This is a genomic window from Streptomyces longwoodensis, assembly GCF_001514125.1.
GTDB classification, from domain to species: domain Bacteria; phylum Actinomycetota; class Actinomycetes; order Streptomycetales; family Streptomycetaceae; genus Streptomyces; species Streptomyces longwoodensis.
Map to the genome: position 1 here is coordinate 201660 of NZ_KQ948558.1, position 14973 is coordinate 216632.

Sequence of the window (14973 nt, forward strand, 5' to 3'; positions counted from 1 at the left end):
CTCCCTCACCGCCCGCCGGCCACCCTGTCCGGCCCGTCCGTGCCGTGCGGGCCGTCCGGCCCGTCCGCCGCGCGACGGGCCCGGGCGATCCCCCACCCCACCAACGCCCCCGCCAGCGCGGTGAGCGCGAGACCGGCCCAGGTGACGGCCTCGTCGAACCGGGCTGCCTGGTCGGCGGTCCAGTGCCGTGCGGCGAGGCCGCCGGTGAAGACCGTGGCGAGGATCGTGCCGCTGACCGCGATGCCGATCCCCGTGGTGACCTCTCCCGCCGTGTCCACCAGTGCCGCTCCGACGGTGGTGCGGTGGGGCGGGAGGCCGCGCATCACGTTGGTCCCGGCGACCACGCCCACGACGCGCATGCCGGCGGCCACGAGCACCAGGGCCAGGGCGACCCACACGTATCCGAGGCGGCCCAGCAGGGCGTACACGGCGAGGCCGCACACGACCGCGAGGGCACTGAGCCAGGCGGCCCTGCCCAGACCGACGCGGGTGACCAGCGGGCCGATCAGCGCGCCGCCCGCGATGAGCACGGCCACCTGCGGCAGCAGTCCCAGCGCCGCCCGGGCCGGCGTCCAGCCCCAGTCGAGCTGGAGCTGGAGGGTCACGAGGTAGCCGAGGCCGGCGGTCGCCAGGCTCGCGGCGGCCTTGAACGCCAGGCCGCTGGAGACCAGCGGACGGGCGACGAGGGAGAGGTCGAGCAGCGGATGACGGGCCGAGCGCTCGCGCCGGACGAACAGGACGGCCAGCACGGCGGCGCCCGCCGTGGCCAGCCACGGGAGCGGCGACGCCGTGCCCGCCTCGACGAACAGGGTCGGCGCGGTCAGGGTGAGCACGGTCGTGGCCGTGCCCAGCAGGGCGCCCGCGCCGTCGACCGGGTCGCGGTGCAGCTCGTCGGGCCGGTCGGCGCGGATGCCCCGGCGGATGCCCAGGAACGCCAGCGCGGCGATCGGCACGTTGACCAGGAGCAGTACCTGCCACGGCGCCGTGGCGAGCACGAAGCCACCCGCCGTGGGGCCGATCGCGAGTCCGACCAGTCCCACCGTCGAGACGAGTGTGGTGGCCCGGACGCGGAGGCCGTCGTCGTCGAACAGGCGGAACGCCAGCGCCATGCTGCCCGGCGTCGTCATCGCGGCGGCGACCCCCATGGCCGCGCGGACCGCGACCAGCTGCCCCGCGGTGGTGACGGACGCGGTGGCCCCGCTCGCCGCCGCCAGCAGCACCAGTCCGCACAGCATCACCGTGCGGCGGCCCACCCGGTCGGCCAGCGCGCCCAGGACCGGCATCAGTCCGCCGAAGACGACCGCGTAGACGCCCGTGACCCACTGCAGCTCCGTGGCCGACGCCGACAGGTCGCGGCCGATGGTCGGCAGGGCGACGTTGAGGACCGAGTTGTCGAGCATCTCGAACAGGAACACCGCCGACAGCCCGGCGAGGGCCACCCACGCCTCCCGCAACGAGCGCGGCGGCTGCGGGACCGGGGCTCCGGTGGGGGTGCCGGCCTGCTCGCCGACCGTCCTGGCACTGCGACGGACCTTCACTGCGCACTCCTTCGAGGTGAAGAAGTGGCGGATCGTCCGAACCGCGTGTGCGCGCGTGCCCGGTCTGCCGGCCACGCGTTTCTACTTCCGGTGGCGCCGATGCTACACCCGCTGCCGTCGGAGCGGTCCGTCGCGCCCGGCGTCGGCTCACCCGGCCCGCAGGGGTGCCGTGGCGAACTCCGTCATGCCGTCCGCGAAGGTCACCCGGGGTTTCCAGCCCAGTTCGTCGCGCAGGCGCTGCGAGGAGGCGGTGATGTGGCGGACGTCGCCCAGCCGGTACTCCCCGGTGACGACCGGCGCGGGTCCCCCGTGGGCCCGCGCCAGGGCGGTGGCCGTCTCCCCCACCGTGTGCGGGTCACCGCTGCCGACGTTGAAGGCGCGCAGCGCGCCCTCGGGCAGGGCGTCCGTGCCGTACAGCGCCGCGAGGTTGGCGTCGGCGACGTCCCGGACGTGCACGAAGTCCCGGCGCTGGCCGCCGTCCTCGAAGACCCGGGGGGCCTCGCCCCGGGCGAGCGCCGACCGGAACAGGGAGGCGACGCCCGCGTACGGGGTGTCCCGTGGCATGCCCGGGCCGTAGACGTTGTGGTAGCGCAGGGCGGCGACGCGTCCGCCGGTGGCCCGGGCCCAGGCGGCGGACAGGTGTTCCTGGGCCAGCTTGGTGGCCGCGTACACGTTCCGCGGGTCGGCGGGGGCGTCCTCGCCGACCAGGCCGGAGGTCAGGGGTGCCCCGCAGCGCGGGCACGGGGGCTCGAAGCGGCCGGCGTCGAGGTCGGCCGGGCGGCGCGGACCGGGCCGTACGACTCCGTGCCGGGCGCACGCGTACCGGCCCTCGCCGTAGACGACCATCGAGCTCGCCAGCACCAGGCGGCGCACGCCGGTCCGGGCCATCGCGGCCAACAGCACGGCCGTGCCGAGGTCGTTGCAGCCCACGTAGTCGGGAGCGTCGGCGAAGTCCTTGCCCAGGCCGACCATCGCGGCCTGGTGGCAGACGGCGTCCACGCCCCGCAGCGCGTCGGTGACGGCCTCCGCGTCGCGGACGTCGGCGTGGCGCCAGTCGGCCCCGTCGGGGACGGACGGGGCCGTGCGGTGGGCGGCGGGCAGCAGCGCGTCGAGCACGCGCGGCTCGTGCCCGGCGGCGAGGAGGGCGGTGACGAGGTGCGAACCGATGAAGCCCGCGCCTCCGGTGACCAGGATCAACATGACATCGACCGTAGGGCCGGGCCCGCTCCCGCGGCGCGCCGACGACGCGTACGTCAGGAGTTCGTAAGGCCTCAGGGCACGGCACTCCAGGGCACGGCCCTGCACGGCACTCCCGTGTCCGTCACCGCTTCCGCCCCAGCGCCCGCGCCCGCGCCCGCGTGTGACGACGGCGGGCCACCCCGCGGGTCACCCCCACCCAGGCCCCCGTGAGCACCACCACCGCCGCCAGCGCGATCAGCCAGTTGCGCGGATAGTCCAGCGGCAGCACCGACGGGTTGGCCGTCCGGCCCGGGCGCAGCAGGACCGGCAGCGCCACCGCCGTCAGCGCGCCCGCGACCAGCAGGGCACCGCGGACCGGGCCGCGCGCCCCGCCCCGGACGAGGGCCAGTCCCACCAGGAGCACCAGCGGGGCGATCAGCACGTCGTGCAGGACCACCGCCCCGCCCAGCCACAGCAGCGCGCCCGTGAGGTCGCGTACGTCGGTCAGCAGGGACGCCCCGACGCCCATCAGCGCGAGCCCGGCCGCTGCGGCCGTCACACGGAGGGCGTTCACGCCAGCACCTCCAGTCGGCCGACCCACTTGGTCTGGAGCACGCCGGGACGGTTCGGGGCGATGAGCCGCGCCGGGTAGCCGTGGTCGGGGACGAGTTCGCGGCCGTTGAGCCGGAGGGCGAGCAGCGTCAGCGGGTCACGGACGTGCTCGTGGCCCATCTCCGAGACCCGGTAGCCGCCCCTCAGCTGCAGCGACACCACCCGTACGCGCGCGTCCGCCGGGGCTCCCGCGCGCTCCACCAGGTCCCGGACGCGCACGCCCGTCCAATGCGCCGACCGGCTCCACCCCTCGACACAGGCGATCGGCAGGTCCACGTCGTGCTGCGGCAGGGCGCGCAGGTCGGCCAGGGTCAGGGTGTAGGGCCGCGGGCCGGTGACGACGAGGCGGTACTCCTCGGCGTCGATCCGGCCGACGCCCGCCGCGGCGGCGGTCCGGTTCACCGGCAGGGACTGCGGCCCGACGTCGGGGTGCCGGGGCGCGAGCAGGAGGAGGCCCTTCAGCGGGGTGAACGACTGCCCGACGGTCGTGAGGGTCACGGCGCCGACGGCCGCGCCCACCGCCGCGAGCAGCGAACGCCGGTCGGGGGCGTCCGCCGGGGGCAGGGCGAGGGTCCCCGGGGACCGGCGGGTCCAGTGCGCCCGGATGTCCGGCAGCTTGACGGCGACGTGCAGCAGGAGCGCGCCGACGACCAGCCAGCCGACCGCGTAGTGCACGGGTACGAAGGAGAACGGCCACGGGTACCACTGGGCCGTGTTCAGCAGGCCGGTCGCGAGTTCGAACACGGCGCCGGCCACCAGGACGGCGACCGACAGCCGCTCCAGCGCGTGCCGGACCGACCGCAGCGGCGGCCACGCGAACAGCCGCGGGTACACCGTCCACAGCTTGGCCAGCAGCAGCGGGACCGCCGCGGTGCCCGACGCGACGTGCAGGCCCTGGGTGAGCCGGTACCCCCACACCGGGCGGCTCGGGATCCGGTCGAGCAGCCAGCCCGGCGGGTGCTGCAGCAGGTGGCTGACGAGTCCGGTGAGGAAGCACACGACGAACGCCGGGCCGAGCCACCGTCCGATCGCGGTCGCCGTGCGGGGGTCGTGCAGCCTGCCCCGGAACGCCGGGGGGAAGACATGCGGTTTCATGCCGTCCATCCCACTCGCCCGGGAGCGCCTTCGGAATGCCGGAGCCCCTTACGGAACCGGGACGTCACGGCACGCGCGGCACGGGCCCCCGAGCCGCGCGGGTCACACGGTGTGGTCGCGGATGCGGGCGAGCAGCGTGCGGAGGTGTTCGCGGTCGGCCGCGTCGAGGGCGGCGGTGGCCTCGGCGAGGGCGAGGCGGTCGACCTCCTCCGCCTCGCGGTGGCAGCGGACCCCCTCGTCCGTGAGCCGCAGCAGGAACGCGCGCCGGTCGTGGGGGTGGCGTACGCGTTCGACGAGGCCGTCGCGTTCGAGGCTGTCCACGATCGCGGTGGCGGTCCGGGCCGCGATGCCGGCCATGTCGCTCAAGTCGCGCATGCGCAGCGGCTGCCGGGCCCGGGCCAGCATGCGCAGGGCGCGCAGCCGGGCCACCGAGGCGCCCTTCTCCCGCAGGCGTCCCTCCACGAACTGCCGTAGCTGGTTGGTCGTCTCGTACAGCTCGTCGATGAGGATGTCACTGCTTCCCTGTACCGCCATGGTGCCCAGTCTCTCCTGCCCCGCGACCTGGACGCCATCTGGTGAGCATGCACATAGTGAGTATGCTCAGCTTATGCCCAGTCGCCCCTCCGTGCTGTCCGCCCTGCCCACCCGTCTCAGCCAGCGCCTGGTCGTTCCCGTCGTCTGCGTCAGCGTGACGTTCATCGCGATCGTCGACGGGGCGATCACGACCGTGGCCCTGCCCTCGATCGCCCGCCAGTTCCGGCTGACCACCGCCGCGCTGGACGGGGTGGTGGTCGTCTATCCGGTCTGCCTGGCCATGACCATCCCGGCCTCGGCCTGGCTGGTCGAACGCTTCGGCGGCAAAAGGGTGTTGCTCACCGCGCTGGCCGGCTTCCTCGGCTCGTCGCTGCTGTGCGGAGCGGCGACCGGGCTCGGCCAGCTGGTCGCGTACCGGGCCGTGCAGGGGGTGTCGGCCGGTGTCCTCTTCCCGGCCTCGACCGCGTTGCTGTTCGGCACGTTCAGTTCGGCGGAGCAGATCCGCATGTCCCGGTACATGATCATCCCGCAGCAGATCGCGCCCGCCGCGGCCCCCGTCCTGGGCGGGCTCATGGTGGACCACCTGTCCTGGCGCTGGGTCTTCTACGTGAACCTGCCCGTGGGACTGCCGGCCGTGCTGTTCGGCGCGCTCTTCCTGGCCGGCGGCCGGGGGCGGCGGCCGGGCCCGTTCGACCGGCCCGGCCTGCTGCTCAGCGCGGGGGCCCTGGGCAGCGGCATGTTCGGGCTCTGCGAGGGGCCCAACCGGGGCTGGTCCTCCCCCGCCGTCGTCTCCTCGCTGGTGCTGGGCGCGGTGCTGCTGGCCGCCACGGTGGCGGTGGAACTGCGCCGGGCCCACCCGCTGTTGCGGCTGCGGCTGTTCTCCGACCGGCTGTTCCGGGACACCAACTTGATCAACCTGGTCGGCCTGGTCCCCATCATGGGCACCCTCTACCTCACCCCGCTCTTCCTGCAGCAGGCGCAGGGCCGCAGCGCGCTGGAGTCGGGGCTGACCACCTTCCCCGAGGCGTTCGGCGTCCTGCTGACCGTGCAGGTCGCCGGCGCCCTGTACGCCCGGGTCGGCCCGCGCGTCATCGTGGGCTCCGGCCTGGTCGGCGTGACCGCCGTGCTGCTGGTCCTCGCCACGTGCACGGCGGACACCGGGCTGTGGACGGTGCGGGTGTACATGTTCCTGTTCGGCGCCGCGATCGGCTGCTTCTTCGTTCCCACCACGGTCGCCTCGCTGGCCACCATCGACCGCAAGGACCTGCCCCAGGCCACGATGCTCAACACGGTCGTGCGCCAGACCGGCGGGGCGCTCGCCCCCGCGGCGGTCACCACGGTCCTCGTCCTCGGCACCCCGCAGGCCGCCGCCGCGTCACCTCCCCTGCCCGCCTACCAGCACGCGTACGTCGCCCTGGCGGCGATCGCGGCGGCGACAGCGGCCTTCGCCTTCACGATGCCCGACCGCCCGGCCCGCATCGCGGCCGGCAACAGCCCGGACACCGGCACGGCGGACCGCGTTCCTCGATCGGGACGCCGCCGGACCCGCGTCGGCTCGTGACCCCGGGACGCCCGCAGGTCAGGCCTGTTCGGACCGTCCGCTGCGGCGGCGGTACGCCGCAGCGTTGATCCGGCTCCCGCAGCTGCGTTTGTCGCACCAGCGGCGGGTGCCCGCTCGGGAGCGGTCGAGGAAGAGGCGGGTGCACGGGGTGCCGGCGCAGCGGCGGACGAGGAGGCGGTCGGGGCCGCCGAACAGGTCGCTCGCGCACGTCGCGAGGGTGGCCAGGACCTCCGGGACCCCGCCCCGGCGTGCGACCCGGCCCAGGTCGTGCAGGGCGGGGCGGACCGGGGTGTGGGCGGCGGCCTGCCGGATCCGGGTGACGTCCTCCGGGTCTGCCGGCTCTTCCGCGGTGGCGGCGCGGGCCAGGCGGTAGATGGCCTCGCGCAGGGCGCGCGCGTGGTCCAAGTCGTCCTGGGTGACGGTGTCCAGTCGGTCGACCACTCCCGCCTCGACGGCCCACCGGGCGAAGTCCCCGGGCTCGGCCAGGAGTTCCTTCGGGTGCGTGGCGCGCCAGGCCACCGTGGCGGCGAAGTCGAGGGCCAGGTGATCGCTGACGAAGAGGAAGCTCACGCGTCGAGTATGAGCGGCGGGGTCCTCGGGCACCCATGACGTCATACCTCAAGGGTATGACGAAGGAGGGTGAGCCGCACCGGTCGCCGAGAACGCAAGGCTCTCGTGCACGTAGAGCTTCCGTGCCCGCAGAGCTCCGATAGCCCGTGGAGGCACGCAGTGCGTACGCAGACGTCCGCCCGTCCGGTGGTCCGGTCGGGCGGGGAACGGTGGTTGCTCGTCCGGTACCTGCAGGTGGCCCTGCTGGCCCGGCTCGCCTGCGAGGGGGCGCGGGTCGCCCTGGTGGTGCTCGCCGTGGACCGCACCGGGAGTGCCGGCTTCGGCGGTGCCCTGGTCGCGGCCCTGCTGGTGCCCGGCGTGGTCGCCGCCCCGCTGGCCGGTGCGCTCGCGGACCGGGTCCGGCGGCGCCGGCTGTTCCACGCCGGCTGCCTGGTCCTCCACGGTGCGGGACTGGTCGCCGTGGCCGGGACTGCGGGCCGGGCGCCCACGGGACCCGTCCTGGCGGTGGCGGGCGCGGCGGGCTGCTGCACTCCCCTGCTGACCGGTGGACTGACCAGTCTGCTGGGCGACTTGGTGCCGTCCACGGCACGCGGCCGCGCCTTCAGCCTGGACGCCGTCTCCTACAACCTCGCCGGGATCGCCGGACCGGCCCTCGCCTCCGCCCTGGCGGCGACGACCGACGCCGGGCTCGCACTGGCGGCGCTGGGCGCCGCGGCCGTCCTGGGCGGCGTGCTCGTCCTCGCCCTGCCGCTGCGACCGCGCCCCGGCGGCGGCCGTGCGCTGCGTGTCGCCGACCTGGGCGCCGCCGCCGCGCTGTTGCTGCGCGACCGGCCCCTGCGGTCGCTCACCTGGGCCAGCGCGGTGGGCCAGTTCGGCATCGGTGCCCTCCCCGTGGTCTGCGTCCTGCTCGCCGGCCGTTACGCCACACCCTGGGCGGCGGGCGGTCTGATGACCGCGATGGCGCTCGGCTCCCTGGCCGGCTCCCTGGTGTACGCCTGGCGCCCCTGGGGCGTACGGCGGCCCGAATGCACCGTCGCCGTCCTGCTGCTGGCGACCGGGGTACCGCTGGCCGCCGTCGCCGCGGTGCCCGGCGTCGCCCTGGCCCTCGGGTGTTTCGCCCTGGCCGGCTGCTGCACCGGCCCGCTCTTCGCCGCGCTCCTCGCCGGGCGCGACCGCTACGCGCCCGAGGCGGCCCGTACCCAGGTGTTCACGCTGGGGGCGAGCCTGAAGAGCACCTTCGCCGCGGGCGGGGCCGCGCTCGCGGGCGCCTGCCAGACGGCCGGTCCGGTGCGCCTCGCCCTCGCGGCGGCCGGCTGCCAGGCCCTCGCCGCCGCGCTCGGCGCCGTACTGCTCGGCGGTCCGGTCTCTCGCTTGCGCACCGTGCTGCCGGGCGGTCCGACGTCGCGCTTCCGCACCGCGGTGCTCGGCCGTCCGGCCTCCCGCTCCCGTACCGCGCCGTTCAGCGGTCCGGCTTCCCGTTCCCGCGACGGCTGACGTGGTGGCGGGCCGACCGCCACCGGGAACGGGTCTGCTCGACCACCGTGTCCCACTGCCGGCGCACCTCGTGCTCGGAGGGGCGGAGCCCGCTGCGGATCCGGTCGAGCTCCAGCGTCACCTCCCGCCCCCACGCGGCCGACCCGACCAGCGCGAGCATGGCCGTGAAGAGCGCGGACAGCAGGGCGAACACGGCACCGACGACGCCGTAGCGCGACACGGAGGTGTTGAAGAGGCGCGGCAGGTAGAGGGCGGCGCCCCAGGAGTAGAGGGTGGTCATGACGGCCGCGGTGACGCCAAAGGGGATCAGCCCCCGCCAGGCGATGCGCTTCGCCGACAGGATCCAGCCGCTCCAGACGAGGAACACGGCGGTCACCGGCGCCTGGACCACCCCGGTCACCAGGTCGGACCGGGGCACGCCGCCCAGCAGGCCGGCCAGCCAGCCGTTGACCAGGCCGTAGGCCCCGAGGCCGAGGATCCACCACAGGCCGTTGCGGGAGTTGCGGACGCCGAGCGGCTTGAGCTCCCACGCCTGCTCGAACAGCCGCTGGGAGGCCCGTGCGAAGCTGAGGACGGAGATGACCAGGAACACCACGCCGAACACGCCGACGCCGGTGCTCGTCTCCCCGGCCGGGGAGAAGAGCCGGTCCACCGCGTCGGCGCCCGCGCCGGTGAGCCCGTAGCGCTCGACGAGGCGTTCGGCCACGTCCTGGTCGACGACGCTGCTGAGCACCGTGCCGACGAGGAGGACGAGCGGCACCAGGGCCGTCAGGGCGCTGGACGCCAGGGCCATCGCACGGTCGAACCCGGCGATCCTCTGGAAGCGGTTGACGACGCGCAGGGCGAAGGCGGGACGCAGCCAGAAGGTCAGCGCCGCGACGACCCGGCGGCGCGCGCCCGACGGCCTACCGCCGGCCATGGGGGCCATGACCGGTGGGAGGCACGGCGGTCGTCACATGTCGCCCCGTGGCGGCCCGCTCTCGAAGGCGTCGTCGAAGTCGTCCTTCCGGGCCACGCACAGCGCCCAGATGACGAAACCCGAGATCGCGATCACGACCACGGACCACACCGGGTAGTACGGCAGGGACAGGAAGTTGGCGATGATGACGAGTGCGGCGATGGCCACACCGGCGACCCGGGCCCACGTCGCGGCCTGGAACAGCCCGACGCTGACGATCACCGCGACCACCCCGAGGATCAGGTGGATCCAGCCCCAGCCCGTCAGGTCGAACTCGAAGACGTAGTTGCGGGTCGTGACGAAGATGTCGTCCTCGGCGATGGCCGCGATGCCGCGGAAGACGTCGAGGATGCCCACGATGCTGAGCATGACGGCGGCGAAGGCCATCAGCCCCGCGGCCCACTGGTACTTCGCCGAGTGCGGCCTGGACGCGTGGGTGGCGGTCATCTCGGTACCTCGTTTCCTGGTCGGTGCTCAGTGGGCGGAGGACACGCCCGTGGTGGTCGCGGACGCCCCCGGCCCGGCGTCGCCTCGGCTGCCGCTCAGGACGAGTTCCTTGGCGCGGCGGAACTCGTCGTCGGTGATGTCGCCGCGGCTGCGCATCTGCGACAGCTTGTCGAGTTCGGCGATGCTGCTGGGCCGGGCCTCGCCGGCCCTGTCCCGGATGTAGCTGTCGAAGGCCGTCTGCTGTGCCTGCGCGTGCTTGATCTCCCGGCCGCCCATGTCCTTGCCGCGGGCGATGAGGTAGACGAACACGCCGAGGAAGGGCAGCACCACCACGAAGACCAGCCAGCCCGTCTTGCCCCAGCCACCGAGGCTGTCGTCGCGGAAGATGTCGCCGATGATCCGGAACAGCAGGACGAACCACATGATCCACAGGAAGAACCAGAGCATGGTCCAGAACATGCTCAGCAGCGGGTAGTCGTAGGCGAGGTACACGTGACTGCTCATCTCTTCCTCCGTTGCGGGGGCGGGTCCGACCGCTCGGTCCCGGTGGACCCAGCGTGTGCCGTCCTGGTGCGGGGCGGCCTCACCCGGGGCGGGTGAAAGTCCGTGGGTGGGCGGCCGAGCGGTGTCGGAGCCCTGTCGTTGCTCCTGTTCGAGGTCATCCGGGCCGCTCCGCGCCCGCCGCCGGACCGCCGCGCGGCGCGCGCAGGGCGGCCCGCAGCGCGAGGGCGAGGCACAGCTCGGCCAGGCCGAGCAGGACCAGCCACAGGCCCAGCAGGCGGGTCAGGGCCCGGGCCGACTCGGTGGGCAGGGCCAGCACCACGATCCCCGCGACCACCACGAGCGCGGACACGCCGAGGACGACGCCGCGGTGCGGCAGGTCACGGGTGCCCAGGGCGGTGAAGGCGGTCAGCAGACCGGTCACCAGCCACACCGCGCCGGTGATCAGCGCCAGCGCGGCCACGGTCTGCAGCGGGTGGCGCAGGCAGAGCACACCGGCCAGCACGTACAGCACGGCGATCAGCAGCCCGGTGAAGCGGTCGCCGTGCTGCGGGGACACGGCGGCGACGAACCGGAAGGCGCCCGTCACGATGAGCGACAGCGCGATCAGCACCGCCAGCACGTGCAGGGTGGCGTCCGGCCAGACCAGGGCGAGGATGCCGGGGACGAGGGTGGCGATCGCCGGGCCCAGCAGCCACAGCCAGGAACGGCTGAGGTCGGCCAGCCCTCCCTCCACGTCGCCGTTCGTGCGTGGTCCACGCGGCACGGTCATGAGTCCTCCTCGCGGGACGCGTCAGTCGGGAAGTTGCCGCATCTCCACCACGCGCAGGCCCAGCGACCGGAAGCGGGCGAGCAGGCCGTACAGGTGCGCCTCGTCGACCACCGGGCCGTAGAGCAGGGTCTGGCCGGAGACCATCACGTGGTCGAGTTCGGGGAAGACCTTGGCCAAGGTCTCCGACACCTGGCCCTCCACGCGGATCTCGTAGCGCATGAGCTGCTCCCGCCGGCGGTCGATGGCAACGTGGGGTGCGCTGTTGCTCCAGCCTCCCGATGGTCAGGTGCTCCCGGCATCACCCGGCGCAGGTGAACCCACTGGTCTCCCGGCCCCAGTGCTTCGGTGCTTCAGTGCTTCAGTGCTTCAGTGCTTCAGTGCTTCAGGACGACCTTGAACGCGATGATCAACAGGCCGAGGAGCAGGTTCACCACGGCGGTGAGGACCAGGAGCCGCCAGGGAGCGCCGGCCCTGCGCGCAGCGGCCACCGACCACCCGACCTGCCCGGCGACGGCCACGGACACCGCCAGCCACAGGGTGCCCTCCAGGCCCAGGCCCAGCAGAGGGCTGACGGCGACGGCCAGCGCCGGCGGCACGGCCGCCTTCACGATCGGCCACTCGTCGCGGCAGACGTGCAGCACGGTGCGGCGGTCCAGGGCATGCGCCGCGAGACGGGCGCCGAACAGCTGGGCGTGCACGTGGGCCACCCAGAAGACCACGCCGCTCACCAGCAGCAGCACGACCAGTTCGGCGCGCGGGAAGGAGCCCAGCGTCCCGGCGCCGACCACCACGGAGGCGGCGAGCAGCGAGCCGTAGACGCCGCCGGTGTAGTCGGCGTGGGCCCGCCGCTCCGCGCGGCGCTCACGCCGGGACGCCGGGTGCACATCGAGCATGTCAGCCCCTCGGGTCGCTGGCCGCTGCCGCCGGACCCGAGCGGGTGCCGGCTCCCTCCCACCGCGCCATCCGACCGCACCCGGCGCCCTGGCGCCTCACCCGCCACGGGCGAGCCGCGCCGGGCGCCGCAGGGTCAGAGCAGGCCCAGCTCGCGCGCCCGGCGCACCGCGTCGTGCCGCCGGTTGACCGCCAGCTTGCGGTAGACGCTCTTGACGTGGGTCTTCACCGTGTTCACCGACACGTACAGGTCCGCGGCGATCTCCTCGGTCGACATCAGCTCGGCCATCCGCGCCAGCACGTCCCGCTCACGGCCGCTCAGCCGCTCCACGAGCACCGGGGCCGGCTCCGCCTGCCGGGCGGGCGCCTCGGCGTCCGGGAGCAGCCAGCCGGCGGCCAGCTGTCGCAAGGGGGGTGCCGCGAGGAGGGGTTCGATCCACGGCTGGGCCTCGGCGAAGGGCCGGCGCAGCCGGTCGCGGCGGGCGTCCTGCAGCGCGTCGGCCAGCAGGTGCCGCGCGGCGACCTGGTTGCCCTCGACCTGGGCCGCGTGCGCCCGCGCCAGGGCGGCCCGTACGCGGACCGCCGGTCCGAGGCGCCGGTGCGCGGTCGCCTCGTCCAGGACGCGCAGGGCGGCCGACGGGTCGCCCGCGGCGACGTGGGCCCGCGCGGCGCCGACGGCGCACTCGGGGTCGTCGTCGGCCACCTCCCGCAGGACCCGAGCGGCCGCGTCCGGCCGGCCCTCGGCGAGGTGGGCCTCCGCGGCCACGAGGGTGGCCCGGCCCTCCGCCCAGGGCGACGTGACGACGGCCGGCACCGGCGCCCCGGCGGTCTCGGCCGCGGCCCGGGAACGGCCCCGGGCCAGGAGCAACCGGGCCGTGACGATGGACCGCCCCACGGTCGCCACGGGGTCCTGCGCCGTGGTGTCGGGCGTCGGGTCGAGCAGTTCCTGCGCGCGGCCCAGTTCGCCGCGGTCCACGGCGACGCCGGCCAGGACGAGCCGTGCCAGGTCCGGTCCGACGGGGCCGTGGAGGCCGAAGCGCTCGGACTCGGACAGCGCGGCGCGCGCGTACCGCTCCGCCCGGCCCGGCCACCCGTCCAGGTACTCGATCAACGCCAGCCGCCCCAGGGACTCCACGCGCGGGAGCACCGTAGCCGCGGCGTCCGGGCCGGCCAGCACGGCGGTCAGGGCCGCCCGGGCCGCCTCGAAGTGGCCCGCCCACAGCCGGGTGGAGCCGAGGTGGGTGAGCAGTTGCGCGGACAGTTCGGGGTGCCGGTCGAGCAGGTGGGCGGGGACCTCCGGCCGGACCTCCCGGGCGGCCCGCGCCGCCTGCTCGGCCCGGCGCGGGGAGCCGGACAGGCGGGCGGCCAGCGCTTCCAGCAGGGCGCAGCTCAGTCGGGCCGCCGCCGCGTCGGCGCCGGAGGGCAGCTCCTCGTGTGCGTGGCGCAGGTGGGTCAGGCCGCGGTCGAGGTCGTGGCGCGCCAGGTCACGGGCCGCGCGGACGAGGTCCGGGGCGGCGCCGTCGGTGCCGGGGTCGAGGTCGGCGAGCAGCCCGGCGAGGTCGTCGGAGCGCAGGCCGGTGAAGAGCTCCCCGATCGCGAGGTCGTCGACCAGGGCGCGGGCCGTGGCCGCCCAGTCGCCGGCGGCGGCCCCGTGGGCGACCATCTCGGGGAGCGCCCCGTGCCGCCGCAGCCAGCGGGCCGCGCGCCGGTGCAGTTCCGGCTCCAGTCCGGGGCAGCGTTCGCGCAGGTGGACGCGGAGGATCTCCCGGAACAGCGGGTGCAGCCGGTACCAGCCGTGCCCGAGGTCCTCGACGAAGGCGTTGTCACGGTGCAGGGCGGCCAGGAGGGACGCGGCGTCGTCGCCGCCGACGAGCGCGTTGGCCAGGTCGGCGCAGAAGCGTTCCAGCACGCTGATCCGGAGCAGCAGGTCCTGGATCCGCGGCGCCCGGCTGTTGAGCACCTCGGACAGCAGGAAGTCGGCCACGGCACTGTGCCCGGCCTCGAACTCCTTGAGGTACAGCGACGGGTCCGGGCTCTCGCGGGCCGCGAGGGCACTCAGCCGCACCCCGGCCGCCCAGCCCCGGGTGCGCTCCACCAGGGCGTCGGCCGCCTGCACGGTCACCCGCACCCCGTGCAGGTCCAGCAGGGCGGCGGTCTCCTCGGCGGTGAAGGCCAGCTCGGCGTCCCTGACCTCGGTGATCTCGCCGGCCGCGCGGTAGCGGTGCAGTGGCAGCAGGGGTTCGGTGCGGGTGACCAGGACCAGGCGCAGCCCCGGCCCCGCGTGGTGCAGGACGAACGCCAGTTGCTCCGAGACCTCCGGTGCGGCGTGGTCGTAGTCGTCCAGCACCAGGATCACCGGTTCCTCTGTGCCGCCGAGCTGGGCGGCGAGCCTGCCGAGCGGCGACAGGCCGCTCCCCGCGCCGCCGACGACCGTGCCGGTGTCGGGCGGCACGGGCACCCCGCCCGCACGCAGGGCCTGCAGCACGTGGGCCCAGAACATGCCCGGCCCGCCGATCGCCGGGTCCAGGGTCAGCCAGGCGACCGGCCGGCGCAGCTGCGCGGCCCAGTCGGCGACCAGCAGCGTCTTGCCCGCGCCGGCGGTGCCGTTCACCATGACCAGCGGCGTCCGGGGCTCGCGGTCGAGGTGCTCGAGCAGGCGGGCCCGCCGCAGGAAGGTGGCCGGTCGCGTCGGCAGGGCGAAGCGGGTCCGCAGGAACGGGTCGCCCAGGGGATCGACGTACGTACCGGGATGGCTGTCGGGGTTCTCGTCCTTCGGTTCCACGGCTCTCACCGCCCGCCAGGTCGCGCTCTCCCCTCCACC

General features: G+C 75.0%; 15 protein-coding genes. 2 read left to right on the forward strand and 13 right to left on the reverse strand.

Features of this window, described 5'->3' with window-relative positions; translation table 11 throughout:
• Positions 1-5: 5 nt before the first annotated feature.
• The 5 genes from AQJ30_RS25360 to AQJ30_RS25380 form a co-directional block, all read right to left on the reverse strand.
• Entirely contained in the window at positions 6-1538 is a 1533-nt protein-coding gene (locus AQJ30_RS25360; RefSeq protein WP_245727108.1) for an MFS transporter, read from the reverse strand.
• Positions 1539-1685: 147 nt separating this feature from the next.
• Positions 1686-2738: an NAD-dependent epimerase/dehydratase family protein gene (locus AQJ30_RS25365; protein WP_067238386.1), complete on the reverse strand. Its 1053-nt coding sequence runs from the start codon at positions 2736-2738 to the stop codon at positions 1686-1688.
• A gap of 121 nt (positions 2739-2859) precedes the next feature.
• Positions 2860-3291, reverse strand: coding sequence for a hypothetical protein (locus AQJ30_RS25370; RefSeq protein ID WP_245727109.1), 432 nt, complete (start codon positions 3289-3291; stop codon positions 2860-2862).
• A complete protein-coding gene (locus AQJ30_RS25375; protein ID WP_245727110.1) occupies positions 3288-4424 on the reverse strand; it encodes a molybdopterin-dependent oxidoreductase in 1137 nt (378 codons plus the stop codon). The genes AQJ30_RS25370 and AQJ30_RS25375 overlap by 4 nt, the downstream gene beginning before the upstream one ends.
• Before the next feature lie 102 nt (positions 4425-4526).
• On the reverse strand, positions 4527-4958 hold the full coding sequence (locus AQJ30_RS25380) for a MarR family winged helix-turn-helix transcriptional regulator (RefSeq protein WP_067238391.1): 432 nt from the start codon (positions 4956-4958) through the stop codon (positions 4527-4529).
• 73 nt (positions 4959-5031) lie between these two features.
• Here AQJ30_RS25380 and AQJ30_RS25385 point away from each other — a divergent pair, with 73 nt between their 5' ends.
• Positions 5032-6519 carry a DHA2 family efflux MFS transporter permease subunit gene (locus AQJ30_RS25385; RefSeq protein ID WP_211279113.1) on the forward strand — a complete coding sequence of 496 codons (1488 nt, stop codon included), beginning with the start codon at positions 5032-5034 and terminating at the stop codon, positions 6517-6519.
• A gap of 18 nt (positions 6520-6537) precedes the next feature.
• Here the strand turns inward: AQJ30_RS25385 and AQJ30_RS25390 are convergent, their stop codons facing one another.
• On the reverse strand, positions 6538-7089 hold the full coding sequence (locus AQJ30_RS25390) for a CGNR zinc finger domain-containing protein (RefSeq protein WP_067238394.1): 552 nt from the start codon (positions 7087-7089) through the stop codon (positions 6538-6540).
• Positions 7090-7248: 159 nt separating this feature from the next.
• Here AQJ30_RS25390 and AQJ30_RS25395 point away from each other — a divergent pair, with 159 nt between their 5' ends.
• Positions 7249-8583, forward strand: coding sequence for an MFS transporter (locus AQJ30_RS25395; RefSeq protein WP_245727111.1), 1335 nt, complete (start codon positions 7249-7251; stop codon positions 8581-8583).
• On the opposite strand, the gene AQJ30_RS25400 is transcribed toward AQJ30_RS25395, so the two are convergent.
• From AQJ30_RS25400 to AQJ30_RS25430, 7 genes are all read right to left on the reverse strand, one after another.
• Positions 8549-9502, reverse strand: coding sequence for a YhjD/YihY/BrkB family envelope integrity protein (locus tag AQJ30_RS25400; protein WP_079084293.1), 954 nt, complete (start codon positions 9500-9502; stop codon positions 8549-8551). The two genes, AQJ30_RS25395 and AQJ30_RS25400, sit on opposite strands and share 35 nt — an antisense overlap.
• A gap of 33 nt (positions 9503-9535) precedes the next feature.
• Entirely contained in the window at positions 9536-9988 is a 453-nt protein-coding gene (locus AQJ30_RS25405) for a DUF7144 family membrane protein (RefSeq protein ID WP_067238396.1), read from the reverse strand.
• Positions 9989-10015: 27 nt separating this feature from the next.
• Complete coding sequence (locus tag AQJ30_RS25410) at positions 10016-10492, reverse strand: SHOCT domain-containing protein (RefSeq protein WP_067238398.1); 477 nt, start codon at positions 10490-10492, stop codon at positions 10016-10018.
• Between the two features lie 154 nt (positions 10493-10646).
• Complete coding sequence (locus AQJ30_RS25415; protein WP_067238401.1) at positions 10647-11261, reverse strand: HdeD family acid-resistance protein; 615 nt, start codon at positions 11259-11261, stop codon at positions 10647-10649.
• Positions 11262-11282: 21 nt separating this feature from the next.
• Entirely contained in the window at positions 11283-11480 is a 198-nt protein-coding gene (locus AQJ30_RS25420; RefSeq protein ID WP_067238403.1) for a hypothetical protein, read from the reverse strand.
• A gap of 155 nt (positions 11481-11635) precedes the next feature.
• On the reverse strand, positions 11636-12154 hold the full coding sequence (locus tag AQJ30_RS25425) for a hypothetical protein (RefSeq protein ID WP_067238405.1): 519 nt from the start codon (positions 12152-12154) through the stop codon (positions 11636-11638).
• A gap of 134 nt (positions 12155-12288) precedes the next feature.
• Entirely contained in the window at positions 12289-14934 is a 2646-nt protein-coding gene (locus tag AQJ30_RS25430; RefSeq protein WP_067238408.1) for a winged helix-turn-helix domain-containing protein, read from the reverse strand.
• Positions 14935-14973: the final 39 nt, after the last annotated feature.